General features: G+C 75.1%; 12 protein-coding genes. 5 read left to right on the plus strand and 7 right to left on the minus strand.

Features of this window, described 5'->3' with window-relative positions; translation table 11 throughout:
• Positions 1-3 precede the first annotated feature (3 nt).
• The 3 genes from ACIGNX_RS30455 to ACIGNX_RS30465 form a co-directional block, all read right to left on the minus strand.
• Entirely contained in the window at positions 4-1,485 is a 1,482-nt protein-coding gene (locus ACIGNX_RS30455) for an RICIN domain-containing protein (protein WP_396544269.1), read from the minus strand.
• A gap of 185 nt (positions 1,486-1,670) precedes the next feature.
• Positions 1,671-2,687: a pectinesterase family protein gene (locus tag ACIGNX_RS30460; RefSeq protein WP_396544270.1), complete on the minus strand. Its 1,017-nt coding sequence runs from the start codon at positions 2,685-2,687 to the stop codon at positions 1,671-1,673.
• A 676-nt stretch (positions 2,688-3,363) separates the two neighbouring features.
• Positions 3,364-3,651 carry a hypothetical protein gene (locus tag ACIGNX_RS30465; protein WP_396544271.1) on the minus strand — a complete coding sequence of 96 codons (288 nt, stop codon included), beginning with the start codon at positions 3,649-3,651 and terminating at the stop codon, positions 3,364-3,366.
• A gap of 560 nt (positions 3,652-4,211) precedes the next feature.
• Between ACIGNX_RS30465 and ACIGNX_RS30470 the strand changes: the two genes are divergently transcribed.
• The 3 genes from ACIGNX_RS30470 to ACIGNX_RS30480 are packed head-to-tail and all read left to right on the plus strand — an operon-like array spanning position 4,212 to position 7,653.
• Positions 4,212-5,243 carry an FkbO/Hyg5 family chorismatase gene (locus ACIGNX_RS30470; RefSeq protein WP_396544272.1) on the plus strand — a complete coding sequence of 344 codons (1,032 nt, stop codon included), beginning with the start codon at positions 4,212-4,214 and terminating at the stop codon, positions 5,241-5,243.
• Positions 5,240-6,733, plus strand: a complete 1,494-nt coding sequence (locus tag ACIGNX_RS30475; protein ID WP_396544273.1) for a class I adenylate-forming enzyme family protein — start codon at positions 5,240-5,242, stop codon at positions 6,731-6,733. Before ACIGNX_RS30470 ends, ACIGNX_RS30475 begins: the two co-directional genes overlap by 4 nt.
• 20 nt (positions 6,734-6,753) lie before the next feature.
• Positions 6,754-7,653: a DMT family transporter gene (locus ACIGNX_RS30480; protein ID WP_396544324.1), complete on the plus strand. Its 900-nt coding sequence runs from the start codon at positions 6,754-6,756 to the stop codon at positions 7,651-7,653.
• 88 nt (positions 7,654-7,741) lie between these two features.
• Here ACIGNX_RS30480 and ACIGNX_RS30485 read toward each other — a convergent pair whose 3' ends face one another.
• Positions 7,742-9,046 carry an APC family permease gene (locus ACIGNX_RS30485; protein WP_396544274.1) on the minus strand — a complete coding sequence of 435 codons (1,305 nt, stop codon included), beginning with the start codon at positions 9,044-9,046 and terminating at the stop codon, positions 7,742-7,744.
• 78 nt (positions 9,047-9,124) lie between these two features.
• Positions 9,125-11,278 carry a putative bifunctional diguanylate cyclase/phosphodiesterase gene (locus ACIGNX_RS30490; protein ID WP_396544275.1) on the minus strand — a complete coding sequence of 718 codons (2,154 nt, stop codon included), beginning with the start codon at positions 11,276-11,278 and terminating at the stop codon, positions 9,125-9,127.
• Positions 11,279-11,549: 271 nt separating this feature from the next.
• Between ACIGNX_RS30490 and ACIGNX_RS30495 the strand changes: the two genes are divergently transcribed.
• Complete coding sequence (locus ACIGNX_RS30495; protein WP_396544276.1) at positions 11,550-12,614, plus strand: spore photoproduct lyase family protein; 1,065 nt, start codon at positions 11,550-11,552, stop codon at positions 12,612-12,614.
• 63 nt (positions 12,615-12,677) lie between these two features.
• Complete coding sequence (locus tag ACIGNX_RS30500; RefSeq protein ID WP_396544277.1) at positions 12,678-13,535, plus strand: DUF4253 domain-containing protein; 858 nt, start codon at positions 12,678-12,680, stop codon at positions 13,533-13,535.
• 31 nt (positions 13,536-13,566) lie between these two features.
• Here the strand turns inward: ACIGNX_RS30500 and ACIGNX_RS30505 are convergent, their stop codons facing one another.
• Both ACIGNX_RS30505 and ACIGNX_RS30510 read right to left on the minus strand, forming a co-directional pair.
• Positions 13,567-14,634, minus strand: a complete 1,068-nt coding sequence (locus ACIGNX_RS30505) for a lantibiotic dehydratase C-terminal domain-containing protein (RefSeq protein ID WP_396544278.1) — start codon at positions 14,632-14,634, stop codon at positions 13,567-13,569.
• A 71-nt stretch (positions 14,635-14,705) separates the two neighbouring features.
• Positions 14,706-14,879, minus strand: a complete 174-nt coding sequence (locus tag ACIGNX_RS30510) for a thiazolylpeptide-type bacteriocin (RefSeq protein ID WP_396544279.1) — start codon at positions 14,877-14,879, stop codon at positions 14,706-14,708.
• Between the last annotated feature and the right edge of the window lie 209 nt (positions 14,880-15,088).

Here is a 15,088-nt window from a genome sequence, read left to right on the forward strand (position 1 = left end):
GCGCTACACCGGCGTCATGAGCCACTGGTCCCGGTCGGCGTCGTCCTGCTTCAGCACGCCCTGGGCGTTGCCGACGGCGCCCAGGGACAGACCGCTGTGGCGGTTGGCGATCCGGAACACCTGCCCGGTGGCGTCCGCCGGGACCAGCCTCCACTGCTGGTGGCGTGCGCCGGGCCCGCTGTAGGTGCCCTGCACGACGATCGCGCCGGGGTTCGTCAGGGCCCCGGCCACCTCCAGCACCTTGCCGCTCCTGAGGTTCTCGACCACGTAGACGTCGTCGCCGTTGTCCCGGTCCACCGCGGTCAACCGCCACCGCTGGTGGTCCCTGGCCGCGGCGAGCAGCTGGTGCACCTCCGCACCGTCCTTCGTGGACTCCCGGTGGACGCCGATCCGGAGGCGGCTGCGGACGTTCGTCCACGTGACCACCGTGCCGGACGCCGGTGTCGGCACCCGTGGCGCCGCGCTGATCGCCCGCACCCGCGGGTTGCGGTAGTCGGCGAGGTACAGGGTCCCGGCCGGGTCGACCGCCAGGCCGACCGTGAAGCTCACCAGGTCGTTGTGGACGCTGCCCGGTCCGCCGCCGGACCCGGGCACGTGGGCGACCGTGGTGATCGTGCCGTCCGCGGCGACCTTGCGGACGCGGTCGTTCGCGGTGTCGGCGATGTAGAGGTCGCCGGCGCGGTCCACCGCGAGACCGTGCGGGCGGGCGAGTCGGGCGGAGGTGGCGGGACCGCCGTCACCGGCGAACCCGTGCGTGCCGTCACCCGCGACCGTCGTGATCCGCCCGTCCGGCGACACCCTGCGGACCCGGTCGTTGCCGGCGTCGGCGAGGTAGAGGTTGCCCGCGCCGTCCACCGCCAGCGCGTGCGCAGAGGACAACCGGGCGGAGGTTGCGGGACCGCCGTCACCGCCGAAGCCGCGCGTGCCGTCACCCGCGACCGTCGTGATCCGCCCGTCCGGCGACACCCTGCGCACGCGGCCGTTGCCGCTGTCGGCGACGTGGAGGTTGCCCGCGCCGTCGAGCGCCAACCAGCACGGGAACGACAACTGGGCCGCCGTGGCGGGGCCGCCGTCACCGGTGAACCCCCGGGTCCCATTGCCCGCGACGGTGGTGATCGTGCCGTCGGGGGCGACCTTGCGCACCCGGCTGTTGGCGGCGTCGGCGACGTAGAGGTTGCCCGCGCCGTCCACCGCCACCCCGCGCGGCGCCCACAGCTGGGCGGAGGTCGCCGGTCCGCCGTCGCCGCTGAACCCGCCGGCGCCGGTCCCCGCGACCGTGGTGATCGTGCCGTCGGGCGCGACCTTGCGGACGCGGTTGTTGCCGAGTTCCACGACGTAGAGGTTGCCCGTGCCGTCCAGTGCCACCTGGAGCGGGCGGGACAGCAGCGCGGCGGTGGCCGGGCCGCCGTCGCCCCCGTACCCGGTGACGCCCGTCCCCGCGACGGTGGTGATCGTGGGAGTGGTCGTGACCACGGCTGTGCTCATCGTGCCCCTTCACGCCTCGGGTGAGGGTTGCGGACGGCTGCCGACCCGGCTTCATTCAGCCACGTCGGCGATCCGCCCGGCAATCCCGCTTCGGCGCGTGATCCGCGGCGCCGCGCCCACCCACAGTGCGCCGACCGCATCGAGCGGACGCCGGTCGGGTTCGGGGCGCGGGCACGGGCGGGTGATCACTGCACGGGGTTCCAACCGTCGTTGCCGGCCAGGTACTTCTGCGCGGTGTGCTCCGCCGCGGTCGTGGCGCTCATCTGCGGTCGGTCGGTCGTGCCGGTGGTGGCTCCCGCGCCGGTGTTGCCGTACTCGGCGAACCGGCACGTCCTCCACGAGAACCCGCTCATGTCCTGCCAGGCGCCGGCTTGGCGGATGTGGCCGCCCAGCACCGAGTCCCGGACCAGGACCTGGCCGATCGCGTCGGCCGCGCCACCGGCGTGCCAGCACCGGCCCAGCGCGACGGTCCGCGCGGCGGCCGGGCCCTTCAGCGTCGACCGGGTGATCAGGATCCCGTACCGGTTGGACGAGTGCGTCGCGGCGGCGGTGATGTAGCCGTTGTTGCCGCTGCCCCGGTCGAGGGACTGGATGGTGGTGGAGTCGACGACCAGGGCGCCGTTGCCGTAGATGAAGTCGACCGCGCCCTCGATGTAGCTCTTGTAGACGTACTGGCGCACCTGCGAGGCGCCGGTGCCGCCCCAGGACAGGAACGTGTCCTGGTAGCCCAGCAGGCGCACGTTGCGGTAGACCTGCCGGTCGCCGCCCGCGTACAGGGCCAGCGCCTGGCTGTCGTGCGCCGCGTAGGTGTTGGCGATGGTCAGTCCCGTGACCGAGGTGTCCCTGGCCAGGTTGAGCACGGTGGCGCTGCCGGCCGTGCCCGCCGCGGACGCGGGGGTGCTGCCGGTGATCACGACGTCGGACGAGGTGCCGCTCGTGCCCCGCAGGGTGATGCCGGGCTTGGCGGCCGGGATGGACACCTGGCCGCGGTACGTGCCCGGTTTGACGTTGATCACGGTGCCGGGCGCCGCCGCGGCCAGCGCGGCCTGGATGGTGGTGTGGTCGCCGGAGCCGTCGGCCGCGACGGTGATCGTGGTGGCCGCGTGCGCCGGGGTGGCCAGCGCGAGGACGACCAGCGGCAGGGCGGTCAGGGTGGTGGCGCGGCGGGCCGCGGCGGGCCGGCGTTTGCGGTGCGGTGACACGGGCGGGCCTCTCGTCGGGGTGCGGGGTGGCGGCGACGGCGGGTGGTCGGCGGCACGGCGGGGTGGTTCGGGTGCCGGCCCGCCGGTGCCGCGTCCGACGACGCGGGACCACGCGCGCTTTCCCTCCCGGGCGCGGCCGGCGGGCATTCCCGTGGCGGCGGGATCGCACTCGACCCGAATTCGACGCGGGCCGGTGCCGACGTCCGCAGTATGGGGAGGCGGCGCGGGCACCACAAGGGCAATCGCCCGATTCGTCCTGGTCAGAGGCATGATCAGGGTTTTGAGACGGGAATCCGACCACCACGTTGCGACGTTCGCGAGAACGGGTCGAATTCGTTCGACGAACCGACGTCGATACCGGTTCCGCTATTCGACGGTACGTTGTTCGACGGGGTTCCGTTCGAGGCACCGGCGCGAGACCCGGCGGCACGTCGCGGGGCGCGGGGCGCTCGGACCGGGCCCGAGCGCGATGCGGACCGGGACGGAACGCTGCTGCTTCGCGTCCCGATCCGCACCGCGCTGTCCAGGCCGGGCACGCGCTGGCTGCTCAACGCGCGCGCGGTCCGGTTCTCGGAACCCCCAGAAAGTGGTTCCCACCGCGCCTCGCGCGAGCGCGGCGATCCTGGTTTACCCGCCGTCGGAGCGGCTACACCTCTTCGGAGGTAAAACCACCCGATCACCGTTCCCGGTGGACGAGGGCGGCGACCTCCGCCTCGCCGACGACGATCCCGCGCCCCGGCTCCCAGTCCGGCCCCGCGTCGTCCGGCGTCCCCCACGCCAGGCCGCACAGCAGCGCCGCCAGCAGGCAGGAGCCTGCCGCGCACCACGCCCAGACCACGTCCTCCAGCACGGCCACCGCGGCGTTGGTCGCACCGGCGGCCAGCAGCCCCAGCAGCGCGAAGCCCAGGACCGCCTCGTCGCGGTCCTGCCCCGCGTTCCCCATCGGGTCGCCCGTTCGCGTCACGCCCGTATATCTCCGGCCGGGCCCCGGCAGTTACGAGGGAACCGCACTTTTGCGTGTTCCCCGTGCTCGGGAGGTTCGGGGCACCGCCAGGAGCCGCAGGCGCCGGGTCCGCGGACGCGACACCCACCCGACACCACTGGTCCGCCTCCCGCGGCGCGCCCGGGAGCAGCCGCGTCGAACCGGCCGTCCGTCCGGCCACGCCTCCCGCCGCCCGGGCGGGCCCGTCCGTCCGCGATGGGCACTCACCGCCACCGCCGAGCGGGCGCGGCGAATACCGGCCGCGCGGGCGTCCGTCAACCCGCATTCGACTGCCGGGACGGCGCGGTACCGCCCGGTGCCGTTTCCCTTGACAATTCGCGGCGACCCCCGTAGACCTCGAAAGGGGATTGCCGCACCGCCACTCGGCGAACACCCCGGCCGACAGCGCCGTCGGTGCACGGCGGAAAAACCTCGGTCGCGGAATGATCGATAATTCTTCCCGACCTCCCCTGCCCGTTCCACCCCTGCACACCATTCCCGCATCGGGCGCGGCTCCGGCGCGGGGTGGGGACGGAGAGACGGTGACGACCACCAGTTGGACGGCCCGGCGCGGCGTGCGGTGCGCCTTCACGCGCCCCGGAGAGGACGACGGCGGCGGGCACGTGCTGGCCCGCGTGGCCTACCAGCGGCACGACGCACCACCCGCCCTGCATGACGGCGCCCCCCGCGTGGGCGTCCACATGACCGCGCCCGACGGCGAGCCGTTCGACGAGGTCTGGCGCACCGACCTGCCCGTTCGCGCGGGCACGGCGGGCGACCTGGTCTACGCCGAGGACGGCGAGCACCTGTTCTGCGCAGTCCGCGTGGAGGAGCGCGGCGTGTACCGGGACGCGGTGCGCGAGGCGTACCGCTCGGCGTTCGACCTCATCACCCGGTTGAACTACCCGCGGTTGTTCCGCATGTGGAACCTCGTGGGCGGCATCATCGACCCCAACGACGAGGGCGAGGAGATCTACCGCGACTTCTGCGTGGGCCGCGCCGAGGCGTTCGAGGAGTGGGCGGGCCGGGTCGGTTCCATTCCGGCGGCGACCGGCATAGGCACCCGCTCCCGAGGCGTCACGCTGTATTTCATGTCTGGCCGTGACATTAATCCGGTGCACTTGGAAAACCCGAGGCAGACTCCGGCGTACGAGTACCCGGAGCAGTACGGGCGGAAGTCGCCGAGTTTCGCGCGGGCCACCTGGCTGGGCTCCGGTACCGATTCCCGGGGCACGCTCTACGTGTCGGGGACGGCCAGCATCATCGGCGACGAGACGGTGCGCCGGGACGACGTGCTCGGCCAGGTCGAGGTCACGCTCGGCAACATCGCGGACCTGATCGGCGAGTCGAACCTGCACCGCCACGGCGTCGGCGGCGGGTACTCGCTGACCGACCTGGACCTGGTGAAGGTCTTCGTGCGCGACGCCGCGGACCTGCCGGCCGTGCGGGCGCGGTGCGCGGAGTCGCTGTCCCCCGACGCCGAGGTGGTCTACCTCAACGTGGACGTGTGCCGCCCCGACCTCCTGGTGGAGGTCGAGGGCATCTGCCGCCCCCGGGACGGGGGGTCGACGTGACGACCGCGCCACCGGCCCCGGTCGGCCGGGACCACGACCTCGAGCACGGCAACCTGGTGGCCCGGTTGACCGCCCTGGCGGCGGTGCACGGCTGGTCCGACCGCCCCGCCTACCTGGTCGACGGCGTGGCGCACACCTACGCCGAGGTCTACCGGGGCGCGGGGCGGGCCGCGGCCGCGTTCGCCGCCCGCGGGCTCGGCCGGGGCAGCCGGGTGCTGCTGGCGCTGCCGGACGGCGTCGAACTGGTCCGGGCGTTCCTCGGCGCGCTGTGGATCGGCGCGGTGGCCGTGCCGGTGAACGTCGACCTGCACCAGGACGAACTGCGCCAGGCCGCCGGGATCGCGCGGCCCGACGCCGTGGTGTCCGCGCCGGGTTCGGTGCTGCCCGCCACGATCACCGCGGCGGAGCTGGCGGTGGACGCGCCCGCGCCGCCCTGCGCGGACGTCGACGCCCTCTCCCCCGCCTTCGGCGCCTTCACCTCCGGGACGACCGGCGCGCCGAAGCTGGTCGTGCACTCCCACGGCGACCCGGCGGTGTTCGAGCGGGCCATCGCCTCCGTCGTGGGCATCAGGCCCGGCGAGGTGACGTTCTCCGTGTCCCGCCTGTACTTCGTCTACGGGCTGGGCAACTCGCTGTTCTTCCCGCTGCACCGCGGCGGCACCGCGGTGCTGTCGCCGACGCGGGCGACCGAGGACGACGCCCTGCGGCTGATCGAGCGGCACGGCGTCACGGTGTTCTACGGGCAGCCCAGCTTCTACGCCCGCCTGCTCGGCCACCCCCGCCACGGCGTGCTGTCGCGGCTGCGGCTGGCGCTGGTGGCGGGCGAGGTGCTGCCCGAGGCGCTGGAGGCGCGGCTGCGGGAGGTCCTGGGCGAGCGGCTGCTGAACGTCTTCGGCACCACCGAGACCGGGCACGCGCTGGTCGCCAACGCCCCCGGCGCGAGCCGGGCGTCGACCATCGGTCGCGTCCTGCCGCCGTACCGGTTGCGGGTGGTGGACCAGGGCGGCGCGGAGGTGCCCGCGGGCGTGGAGGGGTCGCTGGAGGTGGCCGGGCCGTCGATCGTGCGCGGCGGGCGCAGCGGCACGGACGCGCCGGAGCGCGTCACCTCCTGGTACGCGACCGGTGACGCGGCGACCGTGGACGAGGACGGGTTCGTGCGCCTGCACGGCCGGTTGGACGACATCGAGATCGTCGGCGGGCAGAACGTGCACCCGACGGAGATCGAGGACCTGCTGGTACGCCACCCCGACGTGCGGGAGGCCGGCGTGTGCTCGGCGCGGCGCGGGACGGGCGTGACCGCGCTGCGGGCGTTCGTGGCGCTGCGCGAGGGCGCGTCGCCGGAGCGGGTGCGCGAGCAGTTGTTGGAGACTGCCAGGCGAGCGCTCACCTGGTACAAGGTTCCGGAGGACGTGATGTTCGTGCCCGAACTGCCCCGCACGCCCACGGGCAAGTTGCGCCGCGGCGACCTGCGCGCGATGGCGGCGCGGTGAGCGCGCCGGGGAAGGCCGCGGTGGCGGCGGACGGCGGCTCGCGCGTCGGGGGCCGGGTGCTGCTGGCGATCGCGGTCACGATGGTGCTGTGGGCGTCGGCGTTCGTCGGCATCCGGTACGCGGGCGCGGACTTCGAGCCGGGCGCGCTGGCGCTGGGGCGGCTCCTGGTGGGGGCGCTGGCGCTGGGCGCGCTCCTGGTGGCGCGGGGCGAGGGGCTGCCGCCGCGGGCCGCGTGGCCGGGGATCGCCGGGTCGGGCGTGTTCTGGTTCGCCCTCTACATGGTGACGTTGAACTGGGGTGAGCGGCACGCGGACGCGGGCACGGCCGCGCTGGTGGTGGGCACCGGGCCGGTCCTGGCGGCGGTGCTGGCGGGGTTCGTGCTGCGCGAGGGCTTCCCGGTGCGGCTGCTGGTGGGCATGGGGATCGCGTTCGCCGGCGCGGCGGCGGTCGGGCTGGCCAACGGCGGCGGCTCGGCCACCCTGCGCGGGGTGCTGCTGTGCCTGCTGGCCGCGGCGGGGTACGCGGTGGGCGTGGTGGCGCAGAAGCCCGCGCTGAAGCACGCCTCCGCGCTCCAGGCCACGACGTTCGGGTGCCTGGTCGGCGCGGTGGCCTGCCTGCCGTTCGCCGGGCGGTTGGTGGTGGACGTGGCCGCCGCGCCGCCGAGCGCCACGCTCGCGGTGGTGTACCTGGGCCTGTTCCCGACCGCGCTGGCGTTCTACACCTGGGCGTACGCGCTGTCCCGGACGACCACCGGGCTCCTGGGCGCGACCACGTACGTGGTGCCGGCGATCGTGGTGCTGCTGTCGTGGGTGCTGCTGGACGAGGTGCCCGGCCCGGTGGCCCTCCTCGGCGGTGCGCTGTGCCTGGTGGGCGTGGCGGTGTCCCGGTCGGCGCCGCGGCGCGCGCGGAACCGGCCGTGAGCGGCGCAACCGCCCGCGTACGGCCGTGCCGTACGCGGGCGGGCTGCCGGACCTCCTCCGCCGTGGACGGCAGGAGGCGGACGACGGCCTAACGGGCCGGGACGGCGGCGCCGCGCCGGGCGCGCACCAGGTTCACCGCCGCCAGCACGACGCCCAGGCCGATCAGGATCAGGCCGCGCACCCACACCGCGCCGTCGATGCGGGTGAACAGCAGCACGCACGACGCCAGGCCGAGGCACGGGAGGACGACGGGCACGCGGAAGTGGTCGGGCTCGCCCTCGTCGCGACGCAGGACGAGGACGGCCGCGTTGACCGCCACGAACACCACCAGCAGCAACAGCACCAGGGTCTCGGCCAGGGCGGTGACCTCGCCGGTCAGCGCCAGCACCAGCGACACCGCCGAGGTCGTCAGGATCGCGACCCACGGCGTGCGGCGGCCCGGCAGGACGCGGGCCAGCGCGGACGGCAGCAGGCCGTCCCGGGCCATGCCGTAGGCCAGGCGGGACGACATGATCCCGGTCAGCAGCGCCCCGTTGGCCACGGCGACCAGCGCCACCACGCTGAACAAGCCCTCCGGCACCCCGCCCGCCAGGCGCACGACCTCCAGCAGCGGCCCGGTCGAGGCGGCCAGCCGGTCGGTCGGCACGGCGGCGCTGGCCACGACGCCGATCAGGAGGTACACCGCGCCGGCGGTCAGCAGCGCGCCGAACAGGGCGCGCGGGTAGGAGCGGCGCGGCTCCTTGACCTCCTCGGCCAGGTTCACCGACGTCTCGAACCCGACGAACGAGTAGTAGGCCAGCACCGCTCCCGCCAGCGTCGCGCCGAACAGCCCCTGCCCGCCGGTGCCGAACTCCCCCAGCCGACCGAGGTCGGCGTCACCGCGCAGGATCAACCACGCGCCCAGCCCGATGACCAGCACCAGGCCGCCGACCTCGACGACCGTCGCCACGACGTTCGCGCCGAGCGACTCCTTGATGCCCCGGATGTTGAGCAGCGCCAACAGCGCGAGGAACACCACCACGACCGCCACCGTCGGCAAGGAGACCAGGGCGCGCAGGTAGTCCCCGGCGAACCCCCGCGCGAGCGCGCCCACCGACACCACGCCGGCGGCGAGCATGCAGAACCCGATCAGCGACCCCACCGCCGGGCCGAACGCCTTCGTCGCGTAGTGCGCCGACCCCCCGGCCCGCGGGTACTTGGTGGCCAGCTCCGCGTAGGAGGCGGCGGTCAGCGCGGCCAGCACCAGGGCCGTCACCAGGGGCAGCCACACCGCTCCGCCGGACTCGGCCGCGACCGACCCGACCAGCACGTACACGCCCGCGCCGAGGATGTCGCCCAGGATGAAGAAGTACAGCAGGGGCGTGCTCACGGCCCGGTTCAGCGAGGAGACCATGCCGTCCAGTACCCCGTCGGGCGCGCGTCGAAGCGGTGCGGCGCGCCACTGCTCAGCGCCACTGCTCAGCGCCACTGCTCAGGGCCGCGGCACGGTGAGCGCGTCGGCGAACAGGTCCGGGTGCCAGTTCTCCGGCAGGTCGGGCTTGCCGAACAGGTAGCCCTGCAGGTAGTCGCAGCCGGCTTCGCGCAGCCACTGCGCCTGGGTGGGCGTTTCGACGCCCTCGGCGACGGTGCGGGCGCCGAGGGCGGCGGCGAGGTCGATGATGCACCGCACCACGCCCTCCGTGCGGGTGTCCTCGCCCAGGCCGTCGGTGAACGACTTGTCGATCTTGACGAGGTCGAACCGGTAGCGGCGCAGGTAGTTCAGCGACGAGTAGCCCGTGCCGAAGTCGTCCAGCGCCACCCGCACGCCCGCCTCCCGCACGGCCATCAGCACGCGCATGGCGTCCTCGTCGGCCCACACCGACTCGGTGACCTCGACGGTGAGCCGGTCCGGTCGCAGGCCGGTGTCGGCCAGCAGCTCGGCGACCTCGCGCGGGAACCGGTCGCCGCCCAGCTGGCCGGGCGAGACGTTGACGGCCACGCCCAACCGCACCCCCCGGTCCTGCCACCGCACCGCCTGCGCGCACGCCGCCCGCAGCACGTGCGTGCCCAGCGGCACGATAAGCCCGGTCTCCTCGGCCAGGCCGATGAACCGGTCGGGCCCGAGCAGGCCGCGCCCGGGGCGCCGCCACCGCACCAGCGCCTCGGCGTGCGTGGCGCGCGCGGCGGCCACGCCGACGATCGGCTGGTAGTGCAGCACGAGCTGGTCGGTGCCCAGCGCGGCGCCCAGGGCGGCCTGGTCCTCCTGCCGCGCGGCGACGTCCTCGCCCATCTCGCGGCGGAACGACCGGACCTGTCCCCCGCCCTCGCGCTTGGCCACGTACATCGCCACGTCGGCGTCGCGCAGCAGGTCCTCGGAGGTGCGGCCGGTGCCGTTCCGGCCGGGCACGGCGACGCCGACGCTGGCCCGGATGACCGCGGCGTCACCGGCGGCGTCGGGCTGGGCCAGCGCGTCCAGGAGGCGGCGGGCCCGGCACACGCCGTCCTCGTCGTCGCTCGTGAGCACCGCGAACTCGTCGCCGCCCAGCCGGGCGACCACGTCCCGGCCGCCGGTCGCGGTGCGCAGGCGCCGGGCCGCCTCGACCAGGCGCCGGTCGCCCGCCTGGTGGCCCTGGACGTCGTTGACCTCCTTGAAGTGGTCGAGGTCGATCAGCAGGAGCGCGACGTCGCCGCCGCCCGCCAGCGCCCGGTCGGCCAGCTCGAGGAAGTGCCGCCGGTTCACCAGCCCGGTCAGCTCGTCGTACTCGGAGCGCTCGCGCAGCACGTCCTCCCACCGCCGCCGCGCGGTGACGTCCACGACGGCCACCATCACCCGGTCGGACCGGCCGCCGTCCCGGACGGCGACGGGGTGCAGGGCGAGCGTGGCGCCGGCGTGGTCGACCCGCAGCTCCGCGGCCTCCGCGCCCGGCCGGGCGCAGCCCTCGGCGCACGCGGTGAGGTCGGGGCCGTGCGGGCACGGGACCACGCCGGGCCCGTCCCAGCCCAGCAGGTCGGCGGCGCGGTCGTTGAACAGCTCGGGCCTGCCCGCGCCGTCCAGCAGCACCAGCCCCACCGGGCTGGCGCGCACGGCGGCCTCGGCGGTCCGGTGCGCGCGGTCGGCGCGGACCCGGGCGGCGTCGGCCAGGCGGGCGGCCCGGGCGGTCTCGTACAGGGCGGCCGCCTCGACGACCAGGCCGACCAGCGGCAGCAGTGCCGGGGCGAGGGCCGCCGAGCCCGGCGCGGCCCGGCCGCCCAGCTCCCAGGCGGCGAACCCGAGCAGGTACCCCAGGACGGGGACCAGCGCCCGCGCCGGGAAGCGGTGCTCGACGTCGAGCACCATGCGGCGGAGCGTGACGCCGAACAGGAAGCCCAGGACCGGCTGCGGCGCGGGCAGCACGACGGTGCCGGCCACGATGGCGGCGGTCTCGGCGACCACGGCGCCCCACCCGTCGCGGCCGGGCCGCAGCAGCCACCCGGCCAGCACCAGCACCACGACCACCGCGACGGCGAGGCCGACGAGCCGGTGGGCGGCGAACGCCGACTGCGCGGCGAACACGGCGCCGCCGACCCAGCCGAACGCCGTGGTCCACCGCCGCACGCGGCGCAGACCCGCCCGCACGTCGGGTACGTCGGTGGGCGCGACAGTCACGCCGGTCTGGCTTGCCACACCACTCCCGGGCTGAGCACGACAACCGCGCGCGGAACCGACAACGACCGGCAGTCCAGCCGATCGCCGAACAAGCGTAGCCGAAAGGCGGACACTCGGCTACAGAGTGTGAGCACCGGTCACCTTGACCGGCAACTCGCGCGGCCGACCCGACCGGGGAGCCGCTCGCGGCACCCCGCGCACGGGTGGTGAACCTGCTTACAGAACCCCGCGGCGAGGCCGGTTCCGTCGGTCCCGTTCGGACACTGGAGGGGTGAGCGCGCAACCCCTGATCACCCCCACCCGCATCTACGTGGAGCCCGCCGCCGCGCGGCTGCCGCGCGGGCGGGAGGTGCTCGACCGGTTCCCCGACGCCGAGCGCGTCGAGGTCGACGGCCACTGGCGCATCCCCGAGTTGCACGGCGACGAGGCCAACGCCCGCCGCTGGGTGCGCATCAAGCAGGAGGCGCTGGTGCTCGGGGTGAAGAAGTCGCTGAGCGCCCGGCCCAACGGGCGGTCGGCGCACTTCATCGCGCCGTCCACGGCCAACGGGTGCGCCATGGCCTGCGCGTACTGCTACGTGCCCCGCCGCAAGGGCTACTCCAACCCGATCACGGTGTTCGCCAACATCGAGCAGATCACCGGCTACCTGGCCCGGCACGTCGCCCGCCGAGGCCCGATGACCGAACCGGGGCAGGTGGACGACCGGGCGTGGGTGTACGACATCGGCGAGAACTCGGACTGCTCGGTGGACGCGCTGGTCAGCGACAACGTGCGCGACCTGGTCCGGTTGTTCCGCGGCCTGCCCACCGCCAAGGCGTCGTTCGCGACCAAGCACGTCAACCGCGACCTGCTGGGCTGGGACCCGGGCGGGCGCACCCGCGTCCGGTTCTCGCTCATGCCCGAGCGCACCGCGAAGCTGCTCGACATCCGCACCAGCCCGATCGGGGAGCGGCTCGCCGCGCTGGACGACTTCCGCGCCGCCGGGTACGAGGTGCACGTCAACCTCAGCCCGGTCGTCGTGCACGACGGGTGGCTGGACGACTGGCGCGAGCTGCTGGTGGCGTTGGGCGACGCGACCTCCGCGGCGACCCGCGAGCAGCTCGCCGCGGAGGTCGTCATGCTCACCCACAACCGGGCGCTGCACGAGGTGAACCTGCGCTGGCACCCGCGGGCGGAGGAGGTGCTGTGGCGGCCCGACCTCCAGGAGGCCAAGCGCAGCGAGGGAGGCGGCGAGAACGTGCGCTACCGGCGCGGCCTCAAGCGGGAGCTGCTGGACGAGCTGCTGGCCCTGGTCGCCCGGCACGCGCCCTACCTGCGCGTCCGCTACGCGTTCTGAGCCACCCGGGAGGGGCCGTGTCGGAACGGGCGGGGTCACCGGTGCACGCCCTACGATCCGGGCATGATCTCCGAGCCGACGCTGCCCGCCGACCTCCGCGCGCTGTTCGCCGGCGGCGCCGACACCGGTCGGGCGCTGCCGGTGCCCCTGCCGCCCGGCCGCGCGGTCGTCCCCGAGGAGGGTGATCCCGAGCGGCCCGCGTTCTGGCTGAGCGACGCGCCCGCGCCCGCCGGCCTGTGGACCCGGCTGCGCGCCGAGCACACCCGGTCGGGGCTGTGGCCGGTGCTGCTGGACTCGCTGGACGACGAGGACGAGGAGTACCGGCCGTGGGGCAACGGCGAGGTGCTGCCGGACGAGATGTCCTCGCCCGGCGAGCACGACCCCGCCGCGCTGCTGGCGGACTGGTGGGCGGCGAGCACCGGGGAGGACCCGGAGGACGAGCTGACGCCCGCGGAACGCGCCGCGATCACCGCGCCGTTCGGCCGGACCTGGCCGGGCCTGGCGCCCACCCCGGCGGTGGGCGCGGACCCGGAGCGCATCGCCGACGGCCTCGCCGAGCAACTGGTGGCGGGCCACCCGTCGATCCGCCTGGGCCTGGTGGCGGCGGAGCGGGGGGCGGACGTGCCGACCGTGGTGGGGTGGACGGGCCCGACCAACCACACCGGTGACACCGCCGAGGTGTCGGCCGTGCTGCGCAGCTGGGAGGACCGGTTCGGCGCGCGGGTGGTCGGCCTGGGGTTCTCCACCCTGGTGCTGAGCGTCGCCGCCCCGCCGACCACGCGGGAGAGCGCCATGGCCGTCGCCGCCGAGCACTTCGCGTTCTGCCCGGACAACGTCTGGCAGGGCGAACCGCCGAACACCTTGGCCGCCTACGCGGACCGCCTCGTGAACGACCACTCGTGGACGTTCTGGTGGGACTGACCCCCTGGCCGCACCGCCGCGGGACGAGCGGTCAGCGGGCGGCTTCCGCCATCGCGGCGATGTGCTCGGACCAGCCGACGCCGGTGATCCGCTGCACGGCCCGCGACACCAGGTTCGCGGCCAGGTAGCGCTCGACCGGGGTCACGTCGCACACCGCCAGCAGCTGGTAGAGCATGTTCGTGGCGAACCGGTAGACGGTGACCGGTCGGCGCAGGCGCGGGCCGTCCAGGTCCACCGCGCGCAGTTGCCGGTGGTACTCGCTGTGGCGGACGCGGTGGTCGCGGTGCCAGCGCTGGACGGCCGCCGGTTCGCCCAGCTCCACCGCGCGCTCGCCGTGGCGCGGGTTGTGGCCGCTCGGCAGGTCGCCGCGGTCGTAGACGACCTCGACCAGCTCCCGCGCGGCGGTCGTCCACGTGGTCCACGGGGTGGGCAGGCGGTTTTCGGCGACGGCGCGCACGGTCTCCGTGGCGCTCACCGCGTTGTCCTCCCACACCCGGTCGAAGCGGGCGCGCAGCCTGCCGTCCGGGTCGCTGTGCAGCAGGAAGTCCTCGAGGTGCGACTGGAACGAGTGGTAGCCGTGGTCCAGGCCGCCGGGGTAGCGGCTCGCGTGCGCGGCCATCGCGACCAACGCCGTGCGCACGCGCGCGGTCGGCGTGGCGTCGGCGGACACGGCGTCCCGCACGGCCGGCACGCCCAGCCGCAGCACCCGCGCCCTCAGGTCCACCAGCGCCGCCGAGCCGAGCAGCTCCCGGATGCCGCGGTAGTCGGTCGGCTCGACCACGACGGTGTTGTCCGGGTGGATCGGCTCGTACGGCGGCGGGACCAGCTCGGCCACGCCCTGGCGCCGCGACCGGGCCAGCAGCTCGTCGTGCGCCGCGCCCGCGGTGGAGGGGTGCGCCGCCAGGTGCTCGCGCAGCCGTTCGGCGACCAGGTCGGCCTCCCCGTCCAGCCGGACGCGCACGTGCGGCCCGTGCAACCAGTGCCGCTCGACGTGCCCTCGCGCGCCGGCGGCCTCCGCCTCGGCCAGCGCGGGCAGCACGGCGTCGCGGAGCAGCGGCGCTTTCACGGGGTCGTGGTAGTAGCAGACGACATCGGGCAAGGGGCGCTCCACGGTGCGCGGGCGGGGACGCCCGGGCGGGCGCCCCCGGCGCGGACGGGCCGGCGGGGTGCTCAGCCGGTCGGTTCGGGCAGTTGCGGCGGCACGCAGCAGCAGGAGCTCGCACAACTCCCGGAACCGGCCGACGCGCCGGTCTCGGGCAACGCGACGGCGTCACGCATCGTGGTGATGGCGAGGTCGTCGAGGACCAGGTCCTCGACGTCAAAGCTCAGGTCGAACTCGTTCACAGTCCACCTCCTTCCCGGTCCGGCGGACGCTAGGGCCGCCGATCGCCGCCGGACAAGGCTTTCCCCGCGGTGACTGCGCCCCGGCTTCGGGCGCCCGCGACCCGGCGACGGGCCGCCGCACACCCCCTGACCCGCTACGGAGCGTCACAGCCGGCGGTGGCGCCGGGGCAGCACGACGGTGCGGGCTGCCGAACGGGCCGAACAGCGCG

This window comes from Actinosynnema sp. NPDC053489, from assembly GCF_044544865.1.
Taxonomy (GTDB): Bacteria; Actinomycetota; Actinomycetes; order Mycobacteriales; family Pseudonocardiaceae; genus Actinosynnema.